The sequence below is a fragment of the Nonomuraea insulae genome (assembly GCF_042656245.1).
This window is the reverse complement of the sequence record NZ_JBHSPA010000017.1, coordinates 26,791-52,431: the sequence shown is the minus strand read 5'-3', so window position 1 is coordinate 52,431 and position 25,641 is coordinate 26,791. Positions and strand designations below refer to the sequence as shown.

Here is a 25,641-nt window from a genome sequence, read left to right as displayed (position 1 = left end):
CTGTGACTTGGGGTGTGGACAATTTGCCGTACGGCGTCTTCTCCTGTCCCGGTGAGCGGCCCAGGGTCGGCGTCCGGTACGGCGACAAGGTGCTCGACCTGGCCCCCGCCCTGCACGACGAGGTCTTCGCCGCCCCCACGCTCAACCCGTTCATGGCCAGGGGCCGCGCGGCCTGGCACGACACCAGGACGCTGATCCAGAACAAGCTCACCGGCGACGTCTCCGTCACCGAGGCGCACCTCGTCCCGCTCGACCAGGTACGCCTCCACCTGCCCTTCGAGGTGGCCGACTACGTCGACTTCTACTGCTCGCTCGAACACGCCAGCAACATCGGCCAGATCTTCCGCCCCGGCACCGAGCCCCTGCAGCCGAACTGGCGCCACCTGCCCGTCGGCTACCACGGCAGGTCGGGCACCGTCGTGGTGTCGGGCACGCCGGTCAGGCGGCCTCAGGGCCAGCTCGGGAAGGGGACCTTCGGCCCGTGCCAGAAGCTCGACATGGAGGCGGAGCTGGGCTTCGTGGTGGGCGTGCCGACCGCGATGGGCTCGCCGGCCGGGGCGTTCGAGGACCACGTGTTCGGGGTGACGCTGGTCAACGACTGGAGCGCGCGTGACATCCAGTCGTGGGAGTACGTGCCGCTGGGGCCGTTCCTGGCCAAGTCGTTCGCCACGTCGATCTCGCCCTGGGTGACGCCGCTGGAGGCGCTGCCCAGGATTCCCGGACGCCTCCAGGACCCCGAGCCGGCCGGCTACCTGCGCAGGCAGGCCGACTGGGGGCTGGACATCGCCCTGGAGGTGCTGCTCAACGGCGAGGTGGTGTCGCGGCCTCCGTACTCGGCCATGTACTGGACGCCTGACCAGATGCTCGCGCACATGACGGTGAACGGGGCCCGCCTGCGTACGGGAGACCTGTTCGCCAGCGGCACGATCTCGGGCGCCGAGCGGGGCGAGCAGGGCTCGTTCATCGAGCTGACCTGGAACGGCACGGACCCGCTCAAGCTGGCGGGCGGCGAGACGCGCGCGTTTTTGCAGGACGGGGACACGGTCACCATCCGCGCCACCGCGGCGGGCCTGACAATGGGGGAAGTTTCCGGAACTGTCGGATAAGTGACTCGACGTGCTTGCGTGATGACTCACCGCTACCCTTGGGGCACCCCTTCCCTCGGAAAGCAGGAGTCACATGCGGCGTGCCGCGATGCTCTGTGTCGCCTTTCTCCTGGTCTGTGGCTGTAGTTCCGGCGCAGGCGAGACCACGGCCGCGCCGCCCGTCGTGCAGGTATGGCCGCCGTTCGACGCCAAGCACGCCCGCCCCGACCACGGCCTGGTGATCAAGGCGCACGGCGGCACGCTCAGCCAGGTGCTCGTCTACCAGAGCGGGGAGCCGGTGTCCGGCCGGCTCGACGGGTCCCGCACGACGTGGCGGACGAACTGGACACTGAAACCCGCCACCGAATACACGGTGACCGCCACCGCGACGCGCAAGGGGGCGCCCGCCACGGTGGCGATGGGCCGGGTCCGCACCCGCATGCCCGAGAAGACGTTCCAGGTGGCCTCGACCGCGCCGCTGCCCGGCGAGACGGTCGGCACCGGCATGCCGATCATCATCGACTTCGACGCGCCGGTGCAGGACAAGGCGGCCGTCGAGCGGGCGCTGGAGGTCACCGCGCAGCAGCCGGTCGAGGGCGCCTGGCGGTGGACAGGCGACACGCAGGTCATCTACCGCACCCGGCGGTTCTGGGGGCCCAGGCAGCGGGTCACGGTGACCGCGCACCTGGCCGGCGTACGCGGAGGCGACGGCCTCTACGGCGCCGCCGACTCCACCTTCACCTTCACCGTCGGGCGCGATCAGACCACCACGATCAACGCCGGCACCCACCAGATGACCGTCGACCGCGACGGCGAGATCGTCCAGCGCATGCCCATCAGCGCCGGCATGGCCACCACCGAGGAATACACGACGACCAGCGGCGTCCACCTGACCATGGACAAAGGCAACCCGGTCCGCATGATCTCCCCCGGCCGCGAGAAAGGCGACCCCGGTTTCTACGACCTGATGATCGACCACGCGGTGCGCATTTCCAACAGCGGCGAATATGTGCACGCCAAAGACAACGTGTGGGCGCAGGGCAGGGAAAACGTCAGTCACGGCTGCGTCAACGCCCGGCCTGACCAGGCAGCCTGGTTCTACGCCTCGTCCCTGCGCGGCGACCCGGTCACCATCACCGGCACCCAGCGCCCGCTCGCATGGGACAACGGATGGGGCTTCTGGCAACTCCCGTGGGAGAAATGGCGGCGGGGAAGCGCACTACCCGAAACCGACGCCACCGACGACGGGGTGCCGAAGGGTTGATATCGGGATTACGGTAGGAGAGGGGAACCACTCGCGACCTCAGGCCCGTTGTCCTACTAGGAGGGCCGGACATGGATGAATGGATCATCTGGGTAATCCTCGCAGTCGTCCTCGGCGTGGCCGAGATATTCACACTCACGGCCTCACTCGGTCTTCTGGGGGCGGCGGCGCTACTCACCGCCGCGACCGCGGCCATCGGATTGCCCGTTCCCCTGCAGTTGTTCTTCTTCGCCGTATCCTCCGCGGCGGGCCTGCTCGTGCTCAGGCCGATCGCGATGCGCCATATCAGGCAGCCGCCGCTGCAGCGGTTCGGCGTGGAAGCACTGGTCGGGAAGCCCGCCTACGTCGTAGCCGAGGTGACGGGCCGAGACGGTCGGGTGCGCATCGGCGGCGAGGAATGGTCGGCGCGCGCATACGACGAAACCCTGGTGATCCCCACGGGGGCGACCGTCGACATCATCGAGATCGAAGGGGCTACCGCCCTTGTATATCCCCGGGAGTGATCCATGGATCCGCTGTTGCTGGTCGGACTGTTCGTCATACTGTTCGCGGTCATCACCCTGCTCAAAGCCGTACGGATCGTCCCGCAGGCCCGTGCCCGCAACGTCGAGCGCCTAGGCCGCTACCACCGCACCCTCAAGCCGGGACTGAGCTTCGTCATCCCATACGTCGACCACGTCTACACCATGATCGACCTGCGCGAACAGGTCGTCTCCTTCCGCCCCCAGCCGGTCATCACCGAGGACAACCTGGTCGTCGAGATCGACACCGTCCTCTACTTCCAGGTCACCGACCCGCGGGCGGCGGCGTACGAGATCGCCAACTACATCCAGGGCGTCGAGCAGCTCACGGTCACCACGCTGCGTAACGTGGTCGGCTCCATGGACCTGGAGAAGACCCTGACCTCCCGCGACACCATCAACAGCCAGCTTCGCGGCGTCCTCGACGAGGCCACCGGCAAGTGGGGCCTGCGCGTCAACCGCGTCGAGATCAAGGCCATCGACCCGCCGAAGACCATCAAGGACGCGATGGAGAAGCAGATGCGGGCCGAGCGCGACAAGCGCGCCGCCATCCTGAACGCCGAAGGTCAGCGGCAGTCGCAGATCCTCACGGCGGAGGGCGACAAGCAGAGCAGCATCCTGCGCGCGGAGGGCCAGCGCACGGCCGCCATCCTGGAGGCCGAAGGCCAGTCGCGGGCCATCGACCAGGTCTTCCAGGCGGTCCACCGCAACGACCCCGACCCGAAGCTGCTGGCCTACCAGTATCTCCAGGTGCTGCCGCAACTCGCGCAGGGCCCGAACAACACGTTCTGGGTGATCCCCAGCGAGGTCACCTCGGCGCTGCAGGGCGTCTCGAAGGCGTTCACCGAGGCTCTGCCCCGCTCGGCCGCCACGCTGGACGAGGTCCCCAGGGCCTCGGAGGCGGACGCGGAAGTGGCCAAGGCCTCGGAGGCGGCGGCCGAGGCGGTCGCGGACGCCCAGGACGCGGAGAGCCCGAACGGGCCCCGGCAGATCGCCCAGAAGGTCGAGGAGCCTTCCCCGTTCCCGGACCTGGACAAGAAGGCGACGGAGGCCGAGCGCTGAGGGTGCGATGTCGAGAAGTGCTGTTCCCGGCGGCCGGTAGGTCAGTTGAGGAGTGAGCCGGCCGCCAGAATCAGGAAGCGATCTCGTAGATATGACGCACTTCGGCCTCCTGGTGGGAGTCCCGGGCACGGCAGGCCAGTTTGACCGCCGCGTCGGCGACGACGATGTCACGGTTCATCGGCGGGATGTCGTCTCTCATCGTGGTGCGCAGCCACTCTGAGATCTCGGCCCAGGAGTAGATGCTGATGTTGTCGGCCTCGATGACGGGGGCGGGGAATCCCCCGGGACCGCGCTGACCGGTGGCGAGCTGCCGCATGCTGGCCTGCGTGCGGCCCCCGTGACGGCGCGCCGCATCGCCCAGCGTCACCCCGTCCCCTTGACCGACGCCGATCGCCCATATGCCCTCGACCTTCCTGAGGTCGGTGAGCACTGAGGCGATGGCGTCCAGGAGGTTCGGGGCCTCGCGGTCGCATCTGAGTTGCACACTGCCGTCCGGGCTTCCTCCTATCGCGCAGTCATCCAGACCTGCCTCGTAGAGAGCGTCCGTTTCCGCGTCAGTAGGCTCGCGATTGAGCGTGATGCGAAAGTTCCAGGTTGTCATGACTCCTCCTCGCTAGCACCGCACGCCGCGTGCTCGTCGACCCACCGGAGAATGTCATTCGCGTGGTCCCCCGGGTTGCGCGGCGTGCACCAGATCTTGTAGCGCGTGGTAGCACAGACGCATTCAACCCATCCCCAGCGGTGGCCGTTGTGGCTTTCCACCACAAGCAACGAATCGATCTTGCGAATGCGCTTGATCGCCGCGTTGATCTCGTTGTGCTGATGTCTTCCTCGACTAACCATGTGCCAACCTTGCAACAGTGTTGCATGGCCACAACGGAAAATCCAGCCCTGGAGCCCCCACTTAATTACGCACGGCGATGCCCGCCACACGCTCTGTCGTGTGACGGGCATCATCTCAGAGGTCAGTGGGACAGGGGCGCCTCCGTGGTGTCCACGAGCGCGCAGGCCGCGATCGGCCCCTCGGCCACCTTGGCCCAGATGCCGGCGACGACGCCGCCGTTGATCTCCGAGGAGCTGAACTCCAGCACCCCGGTCTGCCCCGGGCCGATCACGCGGGGATCGATGGTGTAGCCCGGCCCGTACTCCTCAGGCGTGGGCCAGACGACCAGGTTCGCCTCCTCGGGGGTGAGGAAGCGGGCGGCTCGGGGTTGCGGGCTGCACTTCTTGCCCATGGGGATGTAGTCCACGGTCACGTTCGCGCCCATGTCCCGCAGCTCCTCCTGAAGCCGCTGCGAGTCCTTGGCCTCGTTGATGGTGATGTGGATCAGGCCGTCGGGCCCCTTGGTCACCGCGTAGGCGGGCGCGCCGCCGAAGAGCAGCGGTACGGCCACCGCGGCGGCGGCCGCCAGGCCCAGGGCGGGGGCGAGGAGGGCCAGGCGGGGAAGGCGTCGCTTGCGGGGCGCCTGGTCGATCTCGGTCATCACGAACTCCTTGAGCAGTCGGCGACGCCCCTCGGGAAGATCGCGTTCGGCCGGCCAGTTCATCGGATCTCCTCCTTCTCGGGGCCACGGTCACCAACTACCTGTCGCCTCGCCGGGGGAGGTTCCCCCGCGTCGGCGAGTTTTCTGCGGGCGCGGGAGAGCCGGGACCTGACCGTGCCCACCGGGATGCCGAGCGCCTCGGCCGCCTGGGCGTAGTCGAGGCCCGCCCACACGCACAAGGCGAACACGTCCTGCTCCTGGCGGCGCAGCCGGCCGTAGGCCTGGCGGATGGCGGCCAGGCGTTCGGCGTCGTCGATGCGGCCCACGACCTCCTCGGCGAAGTCGGGCACCGCCTCGCCCCGGGGCAGCCTGGCCAGGGCGTCGTCGTGGCGGCGGGCGGCGCGGCGCTGGTTGCGGGTGACGTTGGTCGCGATGCCGAGCAGCCAGGGCTTCAGCGAGCCGCCCTCCTCGTCGATCCTCGTACGTAACCGCCACGCCTCCAGGAACGTCAGCGCCATCATGTCCTCGGCGGTGGACCAGTTGCCGGTCAGGCGGAAGGCGTGGTTGTAGACGGCCTTCGAGCACTCGTCGAAGAGCTGCCCGAACGCCGCCTGGTCCCCGTCACGAATGCGGGCGCGTATCGACATATCCACATATGGTTACTGTCCGGTCTCGGCCCCGGGTTCCCGCTGGCCGTTGTCGAAGTACGCCGCCAGGCCCGCGTCCAGCTCCGGCACGTCGTACGGCATGCCGCCGTCCCGCAGCGACATCGTGGCCATGTAGCCGGCCGCCACGCTCATCCGCGCGGCCACCGGCGAGGTGTCCGTCGTCCCGCCCTCCCTGACGAACCTGAGGAACTCCGTCATGATCTCGGCGTCCGCGCCCCCGTGCGTGCCGCGCGCCGCGGGCACCTTGTACGCGATGTCGCAATCGTCCCGATACCCGGTCGGCCCCGTGTTCCAGACCTTGACCGTGTCCCCCGGCCCGTCGCCGAAGTTCTCCAGCCGCCCCTCGGTCCCGATCACCGTGTAGTTGCGCACGTAGTCGGGGGAGAAGTGGCACTGCTGGTAGGCGGCGATGACGCCGTTGTCCAGGCGCATGTTCATGACCGACACGTCCTCGACGTCCACGACGTGGTTGAGGTCCGTGCGGGTGGCGGGCGGCCACTCGTACTCCTGGAGCCAGCCCTCGGGGCGCGGCGTGCCGGGCGTCCGGCGGGGCAGGTCGCCGTAGAGCATGAGGTCGCCGAAGGCGTTCACCCTGGTGGTGTAGCCGCCGGCGAGCCAGTGGATCACGTCGAGGTCGTGCGCCGCCTTCTGCAGGAGCAGCCCGGTCGTACGCGTGCGGTCGGCGTGCCAGTCCTTGAAGTAGTAGTCGCCGCCGTAGGAGACGAAGTGGCGCACCCAGACGGTCTTGGGGACCCCGATGACGCCCCGCCGGATGATGTCGCGCATCAGGCGTACGACGCCCATGTGCCGCATGTTGTGCCCCACGTACAGGCGGGTCCCGCTCTCGCGGGCGGCGCGGAGGATGGCGTCGCAGCCCTCCACCGTGATGGCCATCGGCTTCTCCAGGTAGACGGCCTTGCCCGCCCTGAGGCAGTCGATCGCGAGCCGCTCGTGCGTGTCGTCGGGCGTGTTGACCACGATCGCGTCGAGGTCGGGGCGGTCGAGCAGCTTGCGGTGGTCGTCGGTCAGGAACTCCGCGTCGAACGCGCCGGCCTGCCTCTTGAGCACGGCCGGGTCCACGTCGCACAGGGCGGCCACGGTCGCGCCGCTGCCGGGCCGGTGCGCGGCCAAGGCGAGGCTGGTACGCAGGCCGAGGCCGATGACTCCGATGCGCAAGTCGTCCACTGGTGTCCCTTTCTGTGGAGCTATAGACCTATTCAACAAGGTCGCGTGAAGCGGAGCTGTGGGGGCACTTAAGAAGTCCTCGATGGACACGTCCCGAGCGGAGCGGGCACAGTGCGTTAGGTTCGTACGAGGGGGAAGTGGAGCCATGAAAGCGCTGGTCAAGGAGAGGGCGGAGCCCGGCCTCCTGCTGGTGGACGTGCCGGAGCCGACGGTGGGGCCCGGCGAGGTGAAGATCCGGGTCCTGCGTACCGGCATTTGCGGCACCGACCTGCATATACGGAAATTTGATGACTGGGCGCGGCACACACTGAAGCTCCCGCTCATCGTCGGGCACGAGTTCTCCGGCCACGTGGTCGAGGTGGCGCCGGGCGTCGAGGACATCTCCGTCGGCGACCTCGTCAGCGGCGAGGGGCACCTCGTGTGCGGCAAGTGCCGCAACTGCATGGCGGGCCGCCGCCACCTGTGCCGCAACACGGTCGGGCTCGGGGTCAACAGGGACGGCGCGTTCGCCGAATACCTCACGCTGCCCGCCTCCAACGTCTGGGTCCACCGGGTGCCCGTCCACCCCGACATCGCGGCCGTCTTCGACCCGTTCGGCAACGCCGTGCACACCGCGCTGTCCTTTCCCCTGGTCGGAGAAGACGTGCTGATCACCGGCGCGGGCCCGATCGGCCTGATGGCGGCGGCCGTGGCCACCCACGTCGGCGCGCGCAACGTGATGATCACCGACGTCAGCGACGAGCGGCTCGACCTGGCCGGCAAGCTCGGCGTCTCCCTCGCCGTGAACGTCTCCAGGTCCTCGATCGCCGAGGGCATGCGCCAACTCCACCTGCGCGAGGGCTTCGACGTGGGGCTGGAGATGTCCGGCAACCCGGCGGCCGTGCGCGACATGATCGCGAGCATGACCCACGGCGGGAAGATCGCCATGCTGGGGCTGCCCGCCGAGGAGTTCGCCGTCGACTGGTCCACCGTCGTCACCTCCATGATCACGATCAAGGGGGTGTACGGCCGGGAGATGTACGAGACCTGGTACAACATGTCCGTCCTGCTGGAGAAGGGCCTCGACCTCTCCCCCGTGATCACCGACCGGTTCTCGTACCGGGACTTCGACGCCGCCTTCGACACGGCCGCCTCCGGCCGTACGGGCAAGGTCATTCTGGATTGGAGCGCCTGATGTTCACCAACGTGCGCCAGCAACTGCGTACGACGCTCGAAGAGATCACCGAGGCCGGGCTGCTCAAGCCGGAACGTGTGCTCTCCACCCCGCAGAACTCCCAGGTCAGCGTGGCCGGCCGAGAGGTCCTGAACTTCTGCGCCAACAACTACCTGGGCCTGGCCGACGAGCCCGAGGTGGTCGAGGCGGCCAAGCAGGCGCTCGACCGGTGGGGCTTCGGCATGGCCTCCGTACGCTTCATCTGCGGCACCCAGGAGGTGCACAAGGAGCTTGAAGGCCGCCTGTCGGACTTCCTGGGCATGGAGGACACCGTCCTCTACAGCTCCTGTTTCGACGCGAACGGCGGCGTGTTCGAGACCCTGCTCGACGCCCAGGACGCGGTGATCTCCGACGCGCTCAACCACGCCAGCATCATCGACGGCATCCGGCTGTCCAAGGCCCAGCGTCTCCGCTACGCCAACCGCGACATGGCCGAGCTGGAGGCGCGGCTGAAGGAGGCCTCGGAGGCGCGGCGGCGGCTGATCGTGACGGACGGCGTGTTCTCCATGGACGGATATCTCGCGCCGTTGCGGGAGATCTGCGACCTGGCCGACCAGTACGACGCCATGGTCATGGTCGACGACTCCCACGCCGTCGGCTTCGTCGGGCCGACCGGCCGCGGCACGCCCGAGCTGCACGGCGTCACCGACAGGGTCGACATCGTCACCGGCACGCTGGGCAAGGCGCTGGGCGGGGCCAGCGGCGGTTACGTCTCGGCCCGCAAGGAGATCTGCGACCTGCTGCGTCAGCGCTCGCGCCCGTACCTGTTCTCCAACTCCCTCGCCCCCGTCATCGCCTCGGCGTCGCTGCGCATCCTCGACCTGCTGGAGAGCTCGAACGACGCCCGGGAGCGGCTGCGCGCCAACACCGCCCGCTTCCGTAGTGAGATGACCGAGGCCGGGTTCGACATCCTGCCCGGCGACCACCCGATCGTGCCGGTCATGATCGGCGACGCCGCCGAGGCGGGCGCCCTGGCCGAACGCCTGCTCGACCTGGGCATCTACGTGATCGGGTTCTCCTACCCCGTCGTGCCGCACGGCCAGGCCAGGATCCGGGTGCAGCTCTCGGCGGCGCACTCGCCGCAGGACGTGGACCGCGCCGTGCGAGCGTTCATCCAAGCTCGAAGCTGAGTATCCTCGCTGCGTGATAGAGACGCGGCGGCTGCGCACGTTGCGCGCGGTGGCCGACCACGGCACGGTCACCGCCGCGGCGGCCGCGCTGCACCTGACGCCCTCCGCCGTGTCCCAGCAGCTCGTCGCGCTGGAGCACGAGGTGGGGCACCGCCTGTTCACCCGTGACGGGCGCGGCGTGCACCTCACCGCGGTCGGCAAGATCATGCTCGGTCACGCCAACGAGGTCCTCGCCCAGCTCGAACGGGCGCAGGCGGAGGTGGCCGCGTACACCACGGGCGAGGCGGGCGAGGTCACCGTGGCCTGCTTCGCCACCGCGATCAGCGCCGTGCTCTCCCCCGCCATCTCCGCCCTGCGCGTCACCTCTCCCGGTCTGCGCGTGCGCGTCCACGACGCCGAAGGCGACCAAGGCCTGGCCATGTTGCTGGACGGAGAGGCGGACCTGGCCGTCGCGGTCGAGTACCGGGGTGCGCCCGACGCCGCCGACCGCCGGTTGTCGCGCCGCCCGCTCTACGCAGAGCCGTTCGATTTGGTGCTCCCCCACGACCATCCGCTGGCCGGCTCCGCCACGCTGCCGTCGCTGGCCACCGAGACCTGGATCGGACCTTACCCGGGCAATCCCGTGCACGACGTGATCGCGTTCGCGTGTCAGCAGGCGGGCTTCACGCCGAATCTCGTGCACTGCTCCGACGACTTCCGCGCCGTGGTGGCGCTGGTCGGGGCCGGGGCGGGGGTGGCGCTGGTGCCGCGGCTGGCGCTGAAGGACATGGTGCTGCCGGGTGTCGCGGTGCGCCACACGCCGGGGCCGGAACGCCGGGTCTTCGCCGCCGTACGCAGCGGGTCCGACGCCCATCCCCTCCTGCGCCCGCTCCTGTCCGCCCTGCGCACGGTCGCAGAATCTCTCGGAACGACCTGAAATACCCCGATCTAGGCAAGGCGCCCAAATGCTGATCTTGGGCAGTAATGTGCGTTTATGGGTGGCGTTCCTTACCGCAGGCTGCTCGGCCTGCCAGGGGTCGGGGCGCAGGCCGTGCTCGGGTTCCTGGCGCAGCTCACGCAGCAGGTCGCGCCCGTCGGCATCGTGCTCGTGGTGCAACACGCGAGCGGCTCGATAGCTCTCGCGGGGGTGACGGCGGCGGCGTTCTCCGTCGGGGCGGGCATGGGGCGGCCCGTGCAGGGGCGGATCATGGATCGGCGCGGAGCCCGTCCCGTCCTGGCGGCCACTGCCCTCCTGCACGTGGCGGCGCTGCTGGCGCTGGTCGCCTCCGCCAGGACCGGGTGGCCGTGGTGGCCCATGGTGGTGCTGTCCTGGGTCGCGGGCGTCGGGCTGCCGCCGATCTCCGTCAGCATGCGGATCGAGTGGGGCCGCAGGATGGCCGCCGAGGGGCGTACCACCGCCTACAGCCTCGTCTACCTGGTCCAGGAACTGGCCCTGCTGGTCGGGCCGCTGGTGTTCGGGCTGCTGATCGCGGTGGCCTCGGCCTCGCTGGCTCTCGGCGTGGTCGCGGCGGCGGCCGGGGTCGGCACGCTCGCCTTCGCCAGGGCGCTGCGGGAGGGCCCTGACGCGTCATCGCGGGGGCGAGGGCGCGTCTTCGCCGATCGCCGCATGTTCGTGCTGCTGGCCGTGGTGCTGCTGCTGGGCGCCGTCATCGGGGCGCTCCAGGTGGGCCTGCCCTCGCTGGCCGCCGCCCGTGGCATTCCCGCCGCCACCGGACTGCTGGTGGCGGCGCTGTCCGTGGGCGGCATCGCGGGGGCCGCCGCCTATGGGGCCCGCTCCTGGGGATCGGCCGTTCAGGTGCGGCTGGTGGTGTTGATGCTGGTGCTCGGGCTCGTCCTGGCGCCGCTGGCGCTGATCGGCACGCTGCCGCTGTTCTGGGCGGTTTTGTTCGCCGGTGGGCTGGTGATCAATCCGGTGCTGACCACGGCCTCGCTGCTCGTGGACGAGTACGCGCCAGAGGCACAGGCGGAGGCGTTCGGCTGGGTCTCCACGGCCATCGGGATGGGCGGCGCCGCGGGATCGGCGGTGGCCGGCGTGTTGGGAGAGCGCCTCGGCCCCGCGGGAGCCTTCCTGGCCGCCGCCGCATTCGCCCTGGCGGGGGCGGCACTGGCGACCGCGCTGCTCAGGCGCGCGCCAGGTCGAGGGCCTCGGTGAAACGTCCGTAGGTGTCCAGCTCCGCCTCCACCGGCTCCAGCACGAGCTCATTGCCGACCCGCCCGATGGCCGCGCGCAGGGCCTTGGCCGTACGGCGGGCCCTGCGCCGGCCGCCCGCCCAGGCCGCCAGCCGCGACAACACCGCGATCAGCACACCCGCCAGCGCACCGCCCACCAGCAGCACCGTCGGCCACGGCACGACACCTGCGGTCGGGAGCGGCGGCTGGGGCAGACGCAGATAGTCCATCCCGAACAACCCGCCCAGCCAGAGGGCGCCGGCCACCATGGCGGCGAACACCAGCCACTGCGACAGGTTCACCACCCGCCACCACCGGGGCCGCCTCGTGGCACCGGCCGACGTCGTGGCCACCACCCGATCCACCGCGTCGGCCAGGTCGAGGGCGCGCGACCTGGCCGCCTGCCGCACCGCCACCGCCCACGGCCCGGACAACCCGGCCGCGGCCACCTCACCGACGTCCCTGATCGCCGTCTCGACCTGCGCCCGCTGCACAGCAGAAGCCGCCGGTACGGAGGTGCGCCCGACGATCTCCTTGCCCGCCCGCGCGCCCCTGTCGATGCGCAGCCTGCGCAGCGGATCGGGCCTGAACCGCCTGACCCACCTGGTGACGGGCCATCCGGTGGCGACCACGGCCCGATGCCGATGCCCCTTGGCCACCGCCTCCACGACGATCGGCACCCCGGCCGCCGCGCACAACGCCCCGGTGAGCGCCCGCTCCGCCCCCACCATCCGCCTGCCCTCCGCGGCGTCCAGGTGCTCCGTGGTCTCCAGGTGGTCGGCGGCGGTCGTGATGTCCGCTGACAGGCGGTCCGACCAGGCCCTGCGTTCCGAGACGCGGTCCCCCAGGAGTGCTCGCAGCTCGTCCATGCCCTGCCCCGTACGCGCCGAGACGGCCAGGACGGGGACCCCGGCCAGCCCGTCGTCGTCCAGCAGGCGGCGCAGGTCGAGCAGGCAGCGGTCCACGGCGTGCGCGGGCAGGCGGTCCACCTGGTTGAGCACCACCACCATCACGTCCTGGTGCCCGGCGAGCGGGCGCAGGTAGCGGTCGTGCAGGGCGGCGTCGGCGTACTTCTGCGGATCCACCACCCACACCAGCAGGTCCACCTGCTCCACCAGCCGATCCACCTCCAGCCGGTGGGACAGGCGGATGGAGTCGTGGTCGGGCAGGTCAAGGAGGACTAGCCCGGTCAGGTCGGGCATGGCGACGGAGTGCCGTTTCTGGATGTCCAGCCAGTCCAGCAGCGGGCCCGCGCCGTCGCCGTCCCACAGGGCCGCCTGGGCGGTCGAGGTCGTGGGCCTGGTGACGCCCACGTCCGCCAGGTCGTCCCCCGCCAGCGCGTTGTACAAGGAGGACTTGCCGCTGCCCGTGGCCCCGGCCAGCGCGGCCACGGTGTGGTCGATCGAGAGGGCGCGACGGGCTCCGGCCCGTTCCGCGACCGTACGGGCGCCGGTCACCGCCTCCTCCGGCAGCCGCCCCTCGCCCAGCGTGGCCGCCTCCAGCAACGCGGCCACCCGGGTGTCGAGGGACGGGCCCTCCTTACGGCGCAGCAGCTTCACAGCCTCTCCTCACCACTGTCACGCGTCTCCCCCGGCGGAGGCGGCTCAGCGGTCCGCGACTCTCCCGGAGAGGGCAGCTCAGCCGTCCTCGAGTTCCCCAGGGCGGGTGGCTCGGAGGTTCGCGAGTCCTCCAGGGCGGGTGGCTCGGAGGTTCGCGAGTTCCCCAGGGCGGGTGGCTCAGCGGTCAGGGCGGGCAGCTCGGCCGTGACCGCGGTGGGCAGTTCGTCACGGTGGTCGCGGATGCGCCCGGCCGCCGTACGCAGGACCTCGGCCGTCCCCCTGGGCGGCTCCACCGTCTCCAGCCGGTCCATGAACCGCCCCGACTCCTCCTCCAGCAGCCCGCGCACCCGATCCCGCAGGTCCTCCCTGGCCCGCACGGTCAGCGACCGCACCGCCTGATCCCCGAACACGGCCTCCAGCAACTTCTGCGACAGGACGCTCGTCCCGCCCGCGATGCCCACCTCGATCCCGGTCAGCCCACCGGTGGAGGCGAACACGGCCAGCATGAGCAGCAACCCGGCCCCGTTCACCCCGAACGAGGCCACCCTGGCGGTGGTCCGCCGTTCGGCGCCCTCCTCGCGTACCAGGTCGAGCACGTATTCCTGCCAGCCCCGCACCGCGGCCTCGGCTCGCTTGCCGAGGTCGGCGGAGGCGCGGCCGAGGCGGGCGGCCTCGACGGCGCCGATCCGGTCGAGCAGCCCGGGACCGCCGGGCGCGGCCGACCAGCCCTCCAGTGCCCGCTCGGCGGACCCGTCGGCGGCGCCCCTGATCAGCGCCTCCACACCGCTCTCCAGGGCGTCCCTGAGCTGCGCCTCGGGAACCCGGCCCGTGAAGAAGCCGACGATGCGGTCGCGCAGCCAGCCCACCCGGGTCTCCAGGGAGCGCATGAGGTCGCCGGTGCCGATGAAGTCCTGCCAGCGGGCCAGCACCTCGCCGCGCAACAACGAGCCGTCCCGCATGCCCTCGTCGAAGTCGGCCAGCCCGCCCGCGTACGCGCCCGACACGATGGAGCGCAGCCCGTCGAAGGCGGTCTGCTGGCGTTCGACGGCGGCGGCCAGCGACGGCACCCGGGTGGCCAGGCTGTCGAGCGCGCCCGACAACGTCTGGCGTACGACCCGGGACCGCTCCGCCGCGTCGGCGGCCAGCCCGGTGAGCCACGCGGAGATGGGCTCGACGTAGGCGGCGGGCAGCCGGGCCTTCTCGTCGAGGAGCGCGGCCTCGGGGACGGTGAACAGGCGGGTGCCTTCGAGGCCGTTCTCGGTGAGCAGGCGGGCCAGGTCGCGGGAGACGGGCTCGACGGCCTCCGCGGGCACCCGATCGAGGACGAGGGCCAGCGCCGTGCTGCGTTCGCGGGCCGAGCGCAGGAAGCTCCAGGGCACCTCGTCGGCGTACCGGGCGGCGGTCGTGACGAACAACCACAGGTCGGCCGCGGCCAGGAGCTGGGCGGCGAGCTCCCGGTTGGCGGTCACCACGGAGTCGATGTCGGGCGCGTCGAGCAGTGCCAGGCCCGCCCCCAAGGCGTCGGAGGTGACCACGCGCAGCGCTCCTGGGCCGCCGCCGGTGGAGCGGGAGAGGCCGGGCAGCACGTTCTGGCCCATGAACCAGGTGCGGTCGGCCGCGCTGACCACGAGCGTGGGCACCAGCGTGGTGGGCCGCAACACGCCAGGCTCCGCCACGTCGGCCCCGACCAGCGAGTTGACCAGCGTGGACTTTCCCGCCCCCGTCGATCCGCCGACGACGGCCAGCAGCGGCGCGTCCAGGGCGCGCAGCCGGGGCAGCAGGTAGTCGTCGAGCTGCCCGGTCAGCTCCCGCAGCGCGCGCCTGTCGGCCTCCGCCTCGCCGACGGCCAGCGGGAACAACTCCCGATCCAGCGGCCGCCGCAGCGACTCCAGCCCGCCCAGCAGGTCCATAGGACCAAACTACGGTGGGCCGCGTTCAGCGGTCCATCGCAGGCAGCGGCGTGGCGCGCCTACGGTGGGCCGCGTTCAGCGGTCCACCGCAGGCAGCGGCGCGCCGCGCCTAACTGGCGGGTGGCTCCCGGAGCACGTAACCGACGCTGCGCAGGGTGTGGATGAGTCGTGGCTCGACGTCGTCCACCTTGCGCCTGAGGTAGGACACGTACGACTCCACCACGCCCGCGTCCCCGCCGAAGTCGTAGTTCCACACATGGTCGAGGATCTGCGCCTTCGACAACACCCGCCCGGCGTTGACCATGAAGTAGTGCAGCAGCTTGAACTCGGTCGGCGACAGACGTACCTGCCGCCCGCCGCGCCACACCTCACGCGCCTCCTCGTCCAGCTCCAGGTCGGCCACCTTCAGCTTGCTGGCGGGCGCGACCTCCCCGCGCGTGCGCCGCAGCACCGCCCTGATCCTGGCCTGCACCTCTTCCAGGCTGAACGGCTTGGTCACGTAGTCGTCGCCGACCCGCAGCCCCGTGATCTTGTCCTCGGTGGCCTCGCGGGCGGTCAGGAACAACACGGGAGCGTTGATCCGCTTGGCCACCTCGAACCCGTCCAGGTCGGGCAGCATCACGTCGAGCACCACCAGGTCGGGCGAGGTGCGTACGGCCACCTCGACGGCCTCCTCGCCGTCGGCGGCGGTCAGCACCTCGAACCCGGAGAAGCGCAGGCTGGCGGAGAGGAGATCCCTGATGCTGGGTTCGTCGTCCACCACCATGATCAGCGCCTCGGGTTTCGTCACCTACTCAGAGTGACGCAACGACCTGAGGGTTAGCTGAAGGGTCACTCCAAAGCGAGTGGGAGTTCGACCCGGAAGGTGGAGCCGCCCTCCGGCGAGCTGTCCACGGTGACGGTGCCGTTGTGGGCGTGGACGAGGGCCTGCACGATGGCCAGGCCGAGCCCGCTGCCCCGGTCCTCGCCCGAGCGGCGGCGCGAGCGGGCGGAGTCGGCCCGATAGAAGCGCTCGAAGACGTGCTCGAGCTGTTCGGGGGTGAGGCCGGGCCCGTTGTCGACGACCTCGATGAACAACGTGCCGGTGCCCGCCCCGGCCCGCACGATGATCGGGGAGCCGGGTTCGGTGTGCACGATGGCGTTGGTGACGAGGTTGCTGATGACCTGGCGCAGGCGTACCTCGTCGCCGGAGACGATCAGGGCCGCGCCGCCGACGACGTCCAGCTTGATCAGCCGGTCGGGCGCGATGATCCGCGCGTCCTGTACGGCGTCCGCCGCCAGCGCCAGCATGTCCACCGGCTGCATCCGCAACGGCCGCTGCTGATCCACCCTGGCCAGCAGCAGAAGGTCGTCGACCAGCAGGCTCATCCGGCCCGCGGCCGTCTCCACGCGCTGCATCAGCTCGGCGGGGTCGGCCTGCGGGTTCTGCCTGGCGTACTCGGCGAAGCCGCGGATCGAGGTCAGCGGGGTGCGCAGTTCGTGCGAGGCGTCGCCGACGAACTGGCGCATGCGGTCCTCGGAGCGGCGGGCCGCCGCCTCGGAGGCCGACCTGGCGGCGAACGCGGTCTCGATCTGGGCCAGCATCCCGTTCAGCGACCTGGCCAGGCCGCCCACCTCGGTACGGGGGTCGCCGTCGGGCACCCGGCGCCCCAGCTCGCCGGCGGCGATGGCCTCGGCCGTACGCTCGATCTGGCCGAGGGGCCGCATGCTGTGCCGGACGATCGTGACGCCCGCCACCGCCAGGATGAGCAGGATGCCGCCGCCGCCCAGCAGTTCGATGAGCACCAGCCGGCGGGTGATCGCGTCCACCTCCTCCAGGTCCACCGCGACCACGAGCGTGCGCCACTTGTCCACGCTCTCCAGCACCCGCCACTCGCCGCCGCCGCTGACGGCGGCCGCGGTGTAGGGCTCCTTGCCGGGCGACGGCGACACCACCGGCTTCGGCTTCGTGTCCACGTCCCGGTCGGTCAGCATCGGTACGAAGTCTCCGCGCGACTCCTTGACCAGGGCGATGGCGTCGGACTCGATGAGGATCGGCCGCTCCGCGGTCTCCCTGGCGTTGCGCCAGTCGCTCCTGACCTTCTTCTCCATGCGCGCGCTCAGCAGGTGGAGCTGGCTGTCCACGCGGTTGATGAGGTAGCCGTGCAACACCGAGACGCTCACCAGGCCGATGAAGAACATGGCGAGGCCGAGCAACGCCAGCATCGACGCGATCAGCTTGATCCTCAGCGGCAGGCCGCTCACTAGGGACTCGGTGGCAGGCGCAGGACGTATCCGACGCCCCGCAGAGTGTGGATGAGCCGCGGGCTCCGGTTGTCGATCTTCCGGCGCAACACGGACACGTACGACTCGACGATGCCCACCTCGCCCCGGAAGTCGTAGTCCCACACGTGGTCGAGGATCTGCGGCTTGGACAGGACACGACCGGCGTTCGTCATGAAGTACCGCAGCAGCTTGAACTCGGTCGGCGACAACGCCACGGCGTTGCCCCCGCGCCACACCTCGTGGCTCTCCTCGTCCAGCTCGATGTCGGCGAACGTCAGCCGGGGCGGTGCCGCCTGCGCCTCCCCGCTCGTACGGCGCAGCACGGCGTGGATCCTGGCGACCACCTCCTCCAGGCTGAACGGCTTGGTCACGTAGTCGTCGCCGCCGATCGTGAGCCCGCGGATCTTGTCCTCGGTCTCGTCACGGGCGGTCAGGAACACCACCGGGGTGTGCAGCCCGCCGCCGCGCAACCGCCTGACGATCTCGAAACCGTCCAGGTCAGGCAGCATGACGTCGAGCACCACCAGGTCAGGGCGGTGGCGTTGGACGGCGGAGACGGCGTCCACGCCGCTCTTGGCCGTGGTCACGTCGAAACCCGCGAACCTCAGGCTCGCGGCGAGGAGTTCGAGGATGTTCGGGTCGTCCTCGACTATCAGCAGGCGTGATTCCATCACCTCCAAGGATGCCCTCATCGGACGAGTGCTGGGACAATTCCGGCAATATGCCGGGCAATGGCCAGGCTCGAAGTGGCGGCGGGGGAAGGCGCGTTGCGTACGAGGACGACGTTGCCGTGGATGTCCACCACGAAGTCGTCCACCAGCCGTCCGTCCCGGGCGACGGCTTGGGCGCGTACGCCGCCTGGAGCCCGTTCCAGGTCAGCGGCGGTGAGCTCGGGGACGTAGCGGCGGGCGCCCTTGACGAAGGAGTTCTTGACGAGGGATCCGTAGGTCTCTTTGATCCCGGTACGCCAGTGGGTCCTGGCCATCCGCAGCGTTCCAGGCCAAGAAATAATTTGCCCGAAATTACGGAAATTTCGCCATCTGTAGCCTTCGTACGCCATCGCGAGCACCGCGTTCGGCCCCACCAGCACGCCGCCGTCGATCCGCCGCGTCAGATGCACGCCCAGGAACGGGTAGCGCGGGTCGGGCACCGGATAGATCAGCCCCCTGACCAGATCCCTGGCGGCGCCGCTGAGCGAGTAGTACTCACCCCTGAACGGCACGATCCGCACGTCACCCGGCGCCCCGGCCATCCTGGCCACCGCGTCGGTGCCCAGACCGCCGCACACCACCAGCCGGTCGAAGGCCAGCTTCCGCTTCCCGGCCAGCACCTCCACCTTCCCGGCCCGCTCCCTGATCGCCCTGACCGGGTGCGCGAGCCGTACCGACCCGCCCAGCTCCGCCACGTCCTGCGCCAGGCGGCGCGCGACGGCCGGGAAGTCGCAGATCGCGGTGTACGGCGAATGGACGGCGGCGACGCCGACCGCGTGCGGCTCGATCTCGCGCAACCCGAGCGCGTCCAGCTCCGCGATGCCCGGCACGCCGTTGGCCCGCGCCCGCTCGGCCAGCGCGGCGAGCCCCGCCCGCTCGGCGCGCGTACTGGCCACGACCAGCTTGCCGACCTCGTCGTACGCGAGCCCGTGCGCGGCGCAATACTCCTTGAGCAGCGCCACGCCCTCCCGGCAGAGCCTGGCCTTGAGCGAGCCCGGCGGGTAATAGATCCCCGCGTGCACGACGCCGCTGTTGTGCCCGGTCTGGTGGGCGCCGACGCGCCCCTCCTTCTCCAGCACGGTCACTTCGGCGCCTCTGACAGTGGCCAGCTCGCGTGCCACCGCCAGCCCGACGATGCCCGCGCCCACGACCCCGATCTTCTCCATCACACGTTGATTTTCCGGCCTAACGCCCGTCCCCGCCATATCCGGGCGAATCGAACATGAGTACGATGTTCCCATGTACGTCCCGCCAGAGTGGCCCGCTGAGGTCCGTCCACCCAGCGTGCCGGACTGGGAGACCTCGGCTGTGGCCTGGCTGCTCGACGCGGTGCCGCCGGACTACCGGGCGTACGAGGTGCTCAGGCGACACCCCGTGGCGCTGGCCGCCATGGCGCGCCACCACGTCACGTCGGCCATCGAGGCCGCCCGCGCCGGATACCGGGCGGCGGCGATCGACCTCAAGGGCCACCTGCCGCCGCACGCCATCGAGGCGGTCCTCGACACCTACCGCGAGGAGGGGCCGCGACTGGTACGCCTGTCGCGCTCCATCGAGGTGGTCGAGCGCGCCCTGCGGGGCGACCTGTTCACCGCCACCATGCGGCGCCCCTGATCCGCGTGTACGGCCCGATCCGCGTGTGCGGCCCGATCAGCGTGTACGGCCCGATCAGCGTGTACGGCGTGCCAGGAAGGTGATCACCCCGATCGCCCCCGCTGCAGCGGCGAGCCAGATGAGGATGTCCCTGGCCGACAGCCCGTCACCGCCCACGGGTTCCGCCGCCTCAGGCGTGTCCTCCTCCTGCGCCCTGGCCGGACTCGACGTGGGGGTCGGCGTGGGAGAAGACTGGACGCCGGCCTGGGGAAGCGGCACCCGGTAGACCGGGCTCCGCGGCCCTTCCGAGCCCACGAGCAGCGCCTTCCCGTCGGCCGTGTACGTGATCGACTCCGCCTGCTTCAACTCCGGCATCGTCACCCTGCTGATCGTCTCGCCCGAGGGCCGATAGAGGGTGGCGGAGAAGTAGGTGCGGATCACGTACGACGAGCCGTCGGGGGCGTAGGCGGCGTCCGTGGCCATGATGGGCGCGGCGCCGACCTTGCGCAGGACGTTCGTCCTGTCCGTACGCAGCTTCTTCGGGGCCGCGTAGACCGAGCCCGCGAACTCCTTGGACACGATGTAGAGCCGCCCCGTCTTCGGGTTGATCATGACGCCTTCCGCGTTGCGGGCGCCGTCGGCGTAACGGAACCGGTAACGCGTGGCGGGCAGCGTGGCGTCCCTGAGCGTCTGGGGCTCCATCACCTTGTAGATGGAGATGTTCGGCCACGCGCCGTCCAGGTTGTCGCCGATGTCGGCGAACCAGAGCACGCCCCGGCCCGTCGCCGGGTCCTTGGTCGCGGCCATGGCCTCCCAGTCGCGCGCCTCGGCGCCCCGTACCTGGAAGGTGGCCTGTGTGCGCCCCTCACCGTCCACGGCGTAGAACGTCGGGGCCGCCGCGCTGTCGTTGTGCGTGTAATAGACGCCCTGACGCGTTGGCGACACGGCCAGCCCGCTCGACTCCGTGATCCGCGCGTCCTTGAAGGTGAACAGCTTCTCCGTCCCGTCGTCGTCCACCGCCGCCCAGGCGGGAGCGGCGGGCAGCAAGCACATGGCCGCCATGACGGCGAGCCCCCTGGTCACGAAGTCCCCCACGTCCGCCATCATGCCCCACCCACCCCCGCCGGCCCGCCTCGCACGGCCGAGCGTCCATCAACGACCCGCCCCACACAGCGCGAGCCGCCACCAACAACCCGCCCCACACGGCACGAACCGCCACCAACAACCCGCCCCACACGGGACGAACCGTCGTCAACGACCGGCGTCGGTCGCCGCGCCCGGAGCAGCGCCCGCGTCTGGGGCGGCGCCCGCGTCTGGGGCGGCGTCTGGGGCTGGGGCTGGACCCGTGCCGGGGGCCGCGCCTGGGCTCGGACCTGGGACGATGCCGACCTTGGCGCTGTGGCGCTGGAAGCCGGTGCCCTGGAGCACCACCAGCAGCCCGTTGGCCACCGCCATGGCGGTCCACAGCCCGGTGATCCCCCACGTCCTGGCCACGGGGACGGCGGCCACGACCAGCAGGCCGTACGCGATGGAGAAGTACATCAGGCTGGACGCCGAGCGCTTGAGCGCGGTGAGGCCGGTGCCCTGCACCGCCTGAGCCGCGTCGAGCGTCGACGCCAGCAACATCAACGGCAGCAACCCGAACACGCGCTCCCGCACCGCGCCGTCGTCGCTGAACAACACCAGCAACTTCTCCCCGAACCCGAGCAGCAATCCGGCCGCCACAAGCGTCCCTGTTATGGCAAGCAAAGCCGCCGTCCGGTGAGCCCGCCGCGCCCCCGCCGCATCGGGGGCCCGGGCCACCTCCGGCACCGCGGCCTGCGCGACGGAGAGGGAGGCCAGCATGAGAAAGCCGGTGAGCGTGGTCAGCACCGCGTGGGCGGCGGTGTCGCGCGTGCTGGTGGTGCTCGCGGCGAGGGTCACGACCCCCAGCACGCCAAACTTGATCAGCACGGTCCCCGCCAGCGGAATGCTGACCTTCGCGAGCTGGATGATCTCGCGCGTCCTCGGCCGGCCCTGCCCGATCGGCCGCCCGAGCGCCCTGCGCAGGTTCAGCGCCGCCACGAGCGCCGCCACCACACCCGCCACCACCCAGGCGATGCCCACCCCCATCAGCCCCAGCGGCGGCACCAGCACGGCGGTGAGCCCGCCCAGCAGCACCCCGAACGCCAGGGTCGGCCAGAGCACGTTACGACTGCGCCCGAGCGCGATCAGGATGGTGCTCGCACCACCGGTGGAGGCGAAGACAAGGAGATACACCGCGAGGAAATACGGCAACGCCCCGATCTCGCGCCGCACCTCGGGCGGCACCCCGGCGGCCCCCGCCAGCAACGGCACGCAGAGCAGGGCGAGGGCGCCCACCGTGCCCGTGGCCAGGCTGAGCCAGCGAGCGTCCCGCACGACGGGCACCGCCGCCGCCGGGTCCTCCCTGTACGGCGCGACGAACGGCCCCAGACCGCGCAACGCGCCCTGCACGGCGGTGCTGGCGGGGTTGAGCACCGCGGTCACCACCGCGAAGGCGGCCAGCGTGACCGTGTCATGCTTACCGAGCACCGAGGTGACCACCAGCGAGCCCACCATGCCCGCGATCATGGCGAGGAAGAGCGGCAGCGCGGCTCGGAGCAGGGCGATCACGACGAGCGGAGATATGAGAACGAATCATCCACTTCGTCCAAGATCATGGACCTAGTCTATGGCCTGGAGTGCACTCCAGGTATTTAGGGTTGGACTCATGGACTACGTCAACCTCGGACGCAGCGGTCTCCTGGTGAGCCCGCTCAGCCTCGGCACCATGAACTTCGGCCCGCGCACCTCGGAGGAAGACTCCTTCGCGATCATGGACAGGGCCCACGAACTGGGGCTGAACTTCTTCGACTCGGCGAACGTCTATGGCGGCGTAAAAGGCGAAGGCATCACGGAGCAGATCGTCGGCCGGTGGTTCGCCCAGGGAGGCGGGCGCCGGGAGAAGACGGTCATCGCGACCAAGGTCTACGGCGACATGGGCGACTGGCCCAACGAGCGGCGGTTGTCCGCTCTCAACATCCGCAGGGCCTGCGACGCCTCACTGAAGCGGATGCAGACCGACTACATCGACATCTACCAGGCTCACCACGTCGACAGGGACACCCCGTTCGACGAGTTCTGGGAGGCCATGGAGATCCTGCGACAGCAGGGCAAGATCATCTACGTGGGTTCCTCCAACTTCGCGGGCTGGCACCTCGCCAAGGCCCAGGAGACGGCCGCCAGGCGCAACTTCATGGGCCTGATCAGCGAGCAGACCCACTACAACCTGCTCACGCGCGCGCCGGAGCTCGAAGTGCTGCCCGCGGCCGAGGACTACGGCCTCGGCGTGATCCCGTGGAGCCCGCTGGCCGGCGGCCTGCTCGGCGGTGTGCTGCGCAAGATCGACAAGGGCCGCTCGGCCGCCGAGCACGTGGTCAAGCAGCTCGAAAGGCACCGCGACAAGATCGAGCAGTACGAGAAGTTCTCCGACGAGCTCGGCGAGGACCCGGCGAACGTGGCCCTGGCCTGGCTGCTCAAGCAGCGCGCGGTCGTCGCCCCGATCATCGGCCCGCGCACGCTGGAGCAGCTGGAGGGCAGCCTCCGCGCCCTGGAGATCAACCTGGACGAGGCCGCCCTGGCCCGCCTCGACGAGATCTTCCCCGGCCACCGCACCGCCCCGGAGGACTACGCCTGGTAACAACCGCACGCCCCGCACGCGTCAGGGCGTACTGTCCGGGAGGCGGGAGGCTCGGACGCCTCTGAGCGCCCTGCCCGGGCGGCGGGAGGCTTGGGCGCGTCAGGCGAGCAGGGCGCCGACGATCACGATCAGCAGGAGCAGGCCGAGCACGATGGGCAGCAGCCAGGGGCGAGGACGATCCACGACCTGGAGCCTAGCCCTGCCCGGCGGGTGCCAGCGCCCATTCGGCGAGTGACTCGTACCTCACCTGGGCCCCGGTGTAACTCCGGACGAGCCGGACATGCTCCGCCCGCCACGGCGAGCCGCTGAACCCGGACAGCGACTCGACCAGCGGGCGGAGGTCCGTCTCCGTCTTGGCCCTGGCCAGGGTGAGGTGCGGGTGGAACCGTTTCTCGTCCGTCTCCGCCGCACCGGCCCGGCGAGCGCCGGCTTTGACGGAGTCGGCCAGCCTGATCATGGAGTCACCGGTGACGCCCGCCCAGAAGACGCGCGCCCGGCGTACGGAAGAGAAGGCCCCGAAGCCGTCGAAGGCCAGGTCGAGGGCGGAGTGGCGGCGCACGGCACGGGCCAGGCGCACCTCCAGCTCTGGCAGCACCCGCTCGGGCACCTCACCGAAGAAGCCCAGCGTGATGTGCCAGGTGATCCGGTCGGGCCAGCGCAGCCCCGGCACCTGCCCGACGTACGGGGCGATCGCTCCCGAGACCTCGTCCAGCACCTCCTCGGGCGGCACCACAGCCGCGAACAGCCTCATGCCACCCGATTCTCCCCCAACCCACCCCCGCCCCTCACACCGCCACACGCAGAACGGGCGCCCGCACCCAGGGTGCGAACGCCCGCCCATCACATCGACGACGGCGGTTTATGACTCATGCGACCGCCAGCGCCGCCTTACCCACCCGGGAGCTGATCAGCCGCGTCACGAGCACGGCCATCCCCGTACCGAACAGCACCAGCACGCCGGACAGGACCACCCCCGTCCGGGGCCCGCCCAGCTCGGACAGCCACCCGACCATCGGCGCCCCGAGCGGCGCCCCGCCGGTGAAGACCAGCATGTAGATGCCCATGACCCGTCCCCGCATCTCGGGCGAGGTGGCGATCTGGACGCTGGCGTTGGCGGCCGTGTTGATGGTGATCAGCGCGATCCCGGTCGGGATCAGCATCAGCAGGTAAACGGGATAGACCGGCGCCACCCCGGTGGCGATCTGGAACACCCCGAACCCGATCGCCCCCGCGAACAACACCTTCCGCGACAACCGCACCCGGCGCGCCGCGAGCAGCGCCCCACCGAGCGCGCCGACCGCGAACATGCTGCTGGCCAGCCCGAACGACGACGCCCCTGCCCCGAACACCTCGCGGGCCATGAGCGCGATCGACATCGAGAACGACTGCGAGAACATCGACACGAACGCGATCAGCAGCACGGGCATGAGCAGCTCCTCGCGCTCGAGCACGTACCGGAGCCCTTCGCGGAGCTGTCCCTTGGCCCTGGGCAGGGGCACGGTGGGGTTCAGCTCGGCCTTGCGCATGAAGACCAGGCTGGAGATCACACCGCCGAAGGTCAGCGCGTTGATCAGGAAGATCGGTCCGGTGCCGCCCAGGACGTAGATCAGCACGCCGGCGAGCGCGGGGCCGACCACGCGGGCCAGGTTGAAGATGGAGCTGTTGAGCGCGATCGCGTTGGTCAGGTCGTTGCGTCCGACCATCTCGACCACGAACGCCTGCCGCGTCGGCACCTCCACGCAGGAGATCATGCCGAGGGTGAACGCCATCACGTACACGTGCCAGACCTGGGCTGAGCCCGTCATCGTGAGCACGCCTATGGTGAGCGCGAGAGCGGCCATGAGCGTCTGGGCGGTGATCAGGATGGGGCGCTTGGGGTAGCGGTCGGCGAGGACGCCGCCGAACATCCCGAACAACAACATCGGCAGGAACTGCAGCGCGGTCGCCGTACCGAGCGCCGCCGCGCTGCCGCCCGCGTGGGCGCCCGTACCCTGGGTCAGGTCGAGCACCAGCCAGTCCTGAGCGGTGCGCTGCAGCCAGGTGCCCACGTTGGAAACGGCACCACCGGCTGCGAACATGCGGTAATTGGGAACCCTGAGTGACCGGAACATCCCGGTCTTGGGTTC

At 70.4% G+C, this 25,641-nt stretch carries 25 protein-coding genes; 10 read left to right on the top strand and 15 right to left on the bottom strand.

The genetic code is table 11. The features are described from left to right. Positions 1-2 precede the first annotated feature (2 nt). From fahA to ACFPZ3_RS13640, 4 genes are all read left to right on the top strand, one after another. Entirely contained in the window at positions 3-1,106 is a 1,104-nt protein-coding gene (fahA, locus tag ACFPZ3_RS13655) for a fumarylacetoacetase (RefSeq protein WP_379514422.1), read from the top strand. A gap of 73 nt (positions 1,107-1,179) precedes the next feature. Continuing rightward, entirely contained in the window at positions 1,180-2,349 is a 1,170-nt protein-coding gene (locus ACFPZ3_RS13650) for a L,D-transpeptidase (protein ID WP_379514421.1), read from the top strand. Positions 2,350-2,420: 71 nt separating this feature from the next. Beyond that, complete coding sequence (locus ACFPZ3_RS13645) at positions 2,421-2,852, top strand: NfeD family protein (protein ID WP_379514420.1); 432 nt, start codon at positions 2,421-2,423, stop codon at positions 2,850-2,852. A 3-nt stretch (positions 2,853-2,855) separates the two neighbouring features. Beyond that, a complete protein-coding gene (locus ACFPZ3_RS13640; RefSeq protein WP_379514419.1) occupies positions 2,856-3,932 on the top strand; it encodes an SPFH domain-containing protein in 1,077 nt (358 codons plus the stop codon). A gap of 70 nt (positions 3,933-4,002) precedes the next feature. Here ACFPZ3_RS13640 and ACFPZ3_RS13635 read toward each other — a convergent pair whose 3' ends face one another. The 5 genes from ACFPZ3_RS13635 to ACFPZ3_RS13615 all read right to left on the bottom strand — a co-directional run bounded on the left by ACFPZ3_RS13635 (position 4,003) and on the right by ACFPZ3_RS13615 (position 7,269). Continuing rightward, positions 4,003-4,533 carry a hypothetical protein gene (locus ACFPZ3_RS13635; protein WP_379514418.1) on the bottom strand — a complete coding sequence of 177 codons (531 nt, stop codon included), beginning with the start codon at positions 4,531-4,533 and terminating at the stop codon, positions 4,003-4,005. Then, positions 4,530-4,775, bottom strand: coding sequence for a hypothetical protein (locus ACFPZ3_RS13630; RefSeq protein WP_379514417.1), 246 nt, complete (start codon positions 4,773-4,775; stop codon positions 4,530-4,532). Before ACFPZ3_RS13630 ends, ACFPZ3_RS13635 begins: the two co-directional genes overlap by 4 nt. A 122-nt stretch (positions 4,776-4,897) precedes the next feature. After that, positions 4,898-5,479: a hypothetical protein gene (locus ACFPZ3_RS13625; RefSeq protein ID WP_379514416.1), complete on the bottom strand. Its 582-nt coding sequence runs from the start codon at positions 5,477-5,479 to the stop codon at positions 4,898-4,900. Further along, complete coding sequence (locus tag ACFPZ3_RS13620) at positions 5,476-6,063, bottom strand: RNA polymerase sigma factor (RefSeq protein ID WP_379514415.1); 588 nt, start codon at positions 6,061-6,063, stop codon at positions 5,476-5,478. The genes ACFPZ3_RS13625 and ACFPZ3_RS13620 overlap by 4 nt, the downstream gene beginning before the upstream one ends. A gap of 12 nt (positions 6,064-6,075) precedes the next feature. After that, entirely contained in the window at positions 6,076-7,269 is a 1,194-nt protein-coding gene (locus ACFPZ3_RS13615) for a Gfo/Idh/MocA family protein (protein ID WP_379514414.1), read from the bottom strand. A gap of 145 nt (positions 7,270-7,414) precedes the next feature. Here ACFPZ3_RS13615 and tdh point away from each other — a divergent pair, with 145 nt between their 5' ends. Genes tdh through ACFPZ3_RS13595 form a run of 4 tightly spaced genes read left to right on the top strand, consistent with a single transcriptional unit; the run spans position 7,415 to position 11,764 of the window. Then, on the top strand, positions 7,415-8,443 hold the full coding sequence (tdh, locus tag ACFPZ3_RS13610) for an L-threonine 3-dehydrogenase (RefSeq protein ID WP_379514413.1): 1,029 nt from the start codon (positions 7,415-7,417) through the stop codon (positions 8,441-8,443). After that, on the top strand, positions 8,443-9,612 hold the full coding sequence (locus tag ACFPZ3_RS13605; protein WP_379514412.1) for a glycine C-acetyltransferase: 1,170 nt from the start codon (positions 8,443-8,445) through the stop codon (positions 9,610-9,612). Before tdh ends, ACFPZ3_RS13605 begins: the two co-directional genes overlap by 1 nt. Positions 9,613-9,625: 13 nt before the next feature. Then, positions 9,626-10,528, top strand: coding sequence for a LysR family transcriptional regulator (locus ACFPZ3_RS13600; RefSeq protein ID WP_379514411.1), 903 nt, complete (start codon positions 9,626-9,628; stop codon positions 10,526-10,528). 57 nt (positions 10,529-10,585) lie between these two features. Continuing rightward, a complete protein-coding gene (locus ACFPZ3_RS13595) occupies positions 10,586-11,764 on the top strand; it encodes an MFS transporter (protein ID WP_379514410.1) in 1,179 nt (392 codons plus the stop codon). Here ACFPZ3_RS13595 and ACFPZ3_RS13590 read toward each other — a convergent pair. The 6 genes from ACFPZ3_RS13590 to lhgO all read right to left on the bottom strand — a co-directional run bounded on the left by ACFPZ3_RS13590 (position 11,733) and on the right by lhgO (position 19,391). Beyond that, positions 11,733-13,340 (bottom strand): YfjP family GTPase, encoded by a 1,608-nt coding sequence (locus ACFPZ3_RS13590; RefSeq protein ID WP_379514409.1) that lies wholly within the window; start codon positions 13,338-13,340, stop codon positions 11,733-11,735. The two genes, ACFPZ3_RS13595 and ACFPZ3_RS13590, sit on opposite strands and share 32 nt — an antisense overlap. After that, positions 13,337-15,250 carry a GTPase family protein gene (locus tag ACFPZ3_RS13585; protein WP_379514408.1) on the bottom strand — a complete coding sequence of 638 codons (1,914 nt, stop codon included), beginning with the start codon at positions 15,248-15,250 and terminating at the stop codon, positions 13,337-13,339. The genes ACFPZ3_RS13590 and ACFPZ3_RS13585 overlap by 4 nt, the downstream gene beginning before the upstream one ends. Before the next feature lie 109 nt (positions 15,251-15,359). Next, on the bottom strand, positions 15,360-16,016 hold the full coding sequence (locus ACFPZ3_RS13580) for a response regulator transcription factor (RefSeq protein WP_379514596.1): 657 nt from the start codon (positions 16,014-16,016) through the stop codon (positions 15,360-15,362). 65 nt (positions 16,017-16,081) lie between these two features. Further along, complete coding sequence (locus ACFPZ3_RS13575; RefSeq protein ID WP_379514407.1) at positions 16,082-17,494, bottom strand: sensor histidine kinase; 1,413 nt, start codon at positions 17,492-17,494, stop codon at positions 16,082-16,084. Beyond that, on the bottom strand, positions 17,494-18,186 hold the full coding sequence (locus ACFPZ3_RS13570) for a response regulator transcription factor (RefSeq protein ID WP_379514406.1): 693 nt from the start codon (positions 18,184-18,186) through the stop codon (positions 17,494-17,496). The genes ACFPZ3_RS13575 and ACFPZ3_RS13570 overlap by 1 nt, the downstream gene beginning before the upstream one ends. 17 nt (positions 18,187-18,203) lie before the next feature. Then, positions 18,204-19,391, bottom strand: coding sequence for an L-2-hydroxyglutarate oxidase (lhgO, locus tag ACFPZ3_RS13565; protein ID WP_379514595.1), 1,188 nt, complete (start codon positions 19,389-19,391; stop codon positions 18,204-18,206). 73 nt (positions 19,392-19,464) lie between these two features. On the opposite strand from lhgO, the gene ACFPZ3_RS13560 reads away from it, so the two are divergent. Next, entirely contained in the window at positions 19,465-19,836 is a 372-nt protein-coding gene (locus ACFPZ3_RS13560) for a hypothetical protein (RefSeq protein ID WP_379514405.1), read from the top strand. Between the two features lie 54 nt (positions 19,837-19,890). On the opposite strand, the gene ACFPZ3_RS13555 is transcribed toward ACFPZ3_RS13560, so the two are convergent. Both ACFPZ3_RS13555 and ACFPZ3_RS13550 read right to left on the bottom strand, forming a co-directional pair. Beyond that, complete coding sequence (locus tag ACFPZ3_RS13555; RefSeq protein WP_379514404.1) at positions 19,891-20,910, bottom strand: hypothetical protein; 1,020 nt, start codon at positions 20,908-20,910, stop codon at positions 19,891-19,893. A gap of 156 nt (positions 20,911-21,066) precedes the next feature. Next, on the bottom strand, positions 21,067-22,449 hold the full coding sequence (locus ACFPZ3_RS13550; protein ID WP_379514403.1) for an MATE family efflux transporter: 1,383 nt from the start codon (positions 22,447-22,449) through the stop codon (positions 21,067-21,069). Positions 22,450-22,546: 97 nt separating this feature from the next. Between ACFPZ3_RS13550 and ACFPZ3_RS13545 the strand changes: the two genes are divergently transcribed. Beyond that, positions 22,547-23,515 carry an aldo/keto reductase gene (locus tag ACFPZ3_RS13545; protein ID WP_379514402.1) on the top strand — a complete coding sequence of 323 codons (969 nt, stop codon included), beginning with the start codon at positions 22,547-22,549 and terminating at the stop codon, positions 23,513-23,515. Between the two features lie 193 nt (positions 23,516-23,708). Here ACFPZ3_RS13545 and thpR read toward each other — a convergent pair whose 3' ends face one another. Then, positions 23,709-24,266 carry an RNA 2',3'-cyclic phosphodiesterase gene (thpR, locus tag ACFPZ3_RS13540; protein WP_379514401.1) on the bottom strand — a complete coding sequence of 186 codons (558 nt, stop codon included), beginning with the start codon at positions 24,264-24,266 and terminating at the stop codon, positions 23,709-23,711. A 115-nt stretch (positions 24,267-24,381) separates the two neighbouring features. After that, entirely contained in the window at positions 24,382-25,626 is a 1,245-nt protein-coding gene (locus ACFPZ3_RS13535) for an MFS transporter (RefSeq protein ID WP_379514400.1), read from the bottom strand. Between the last annotated feature and the right edge of the window lie 15 nt (positions 25,627-25,641).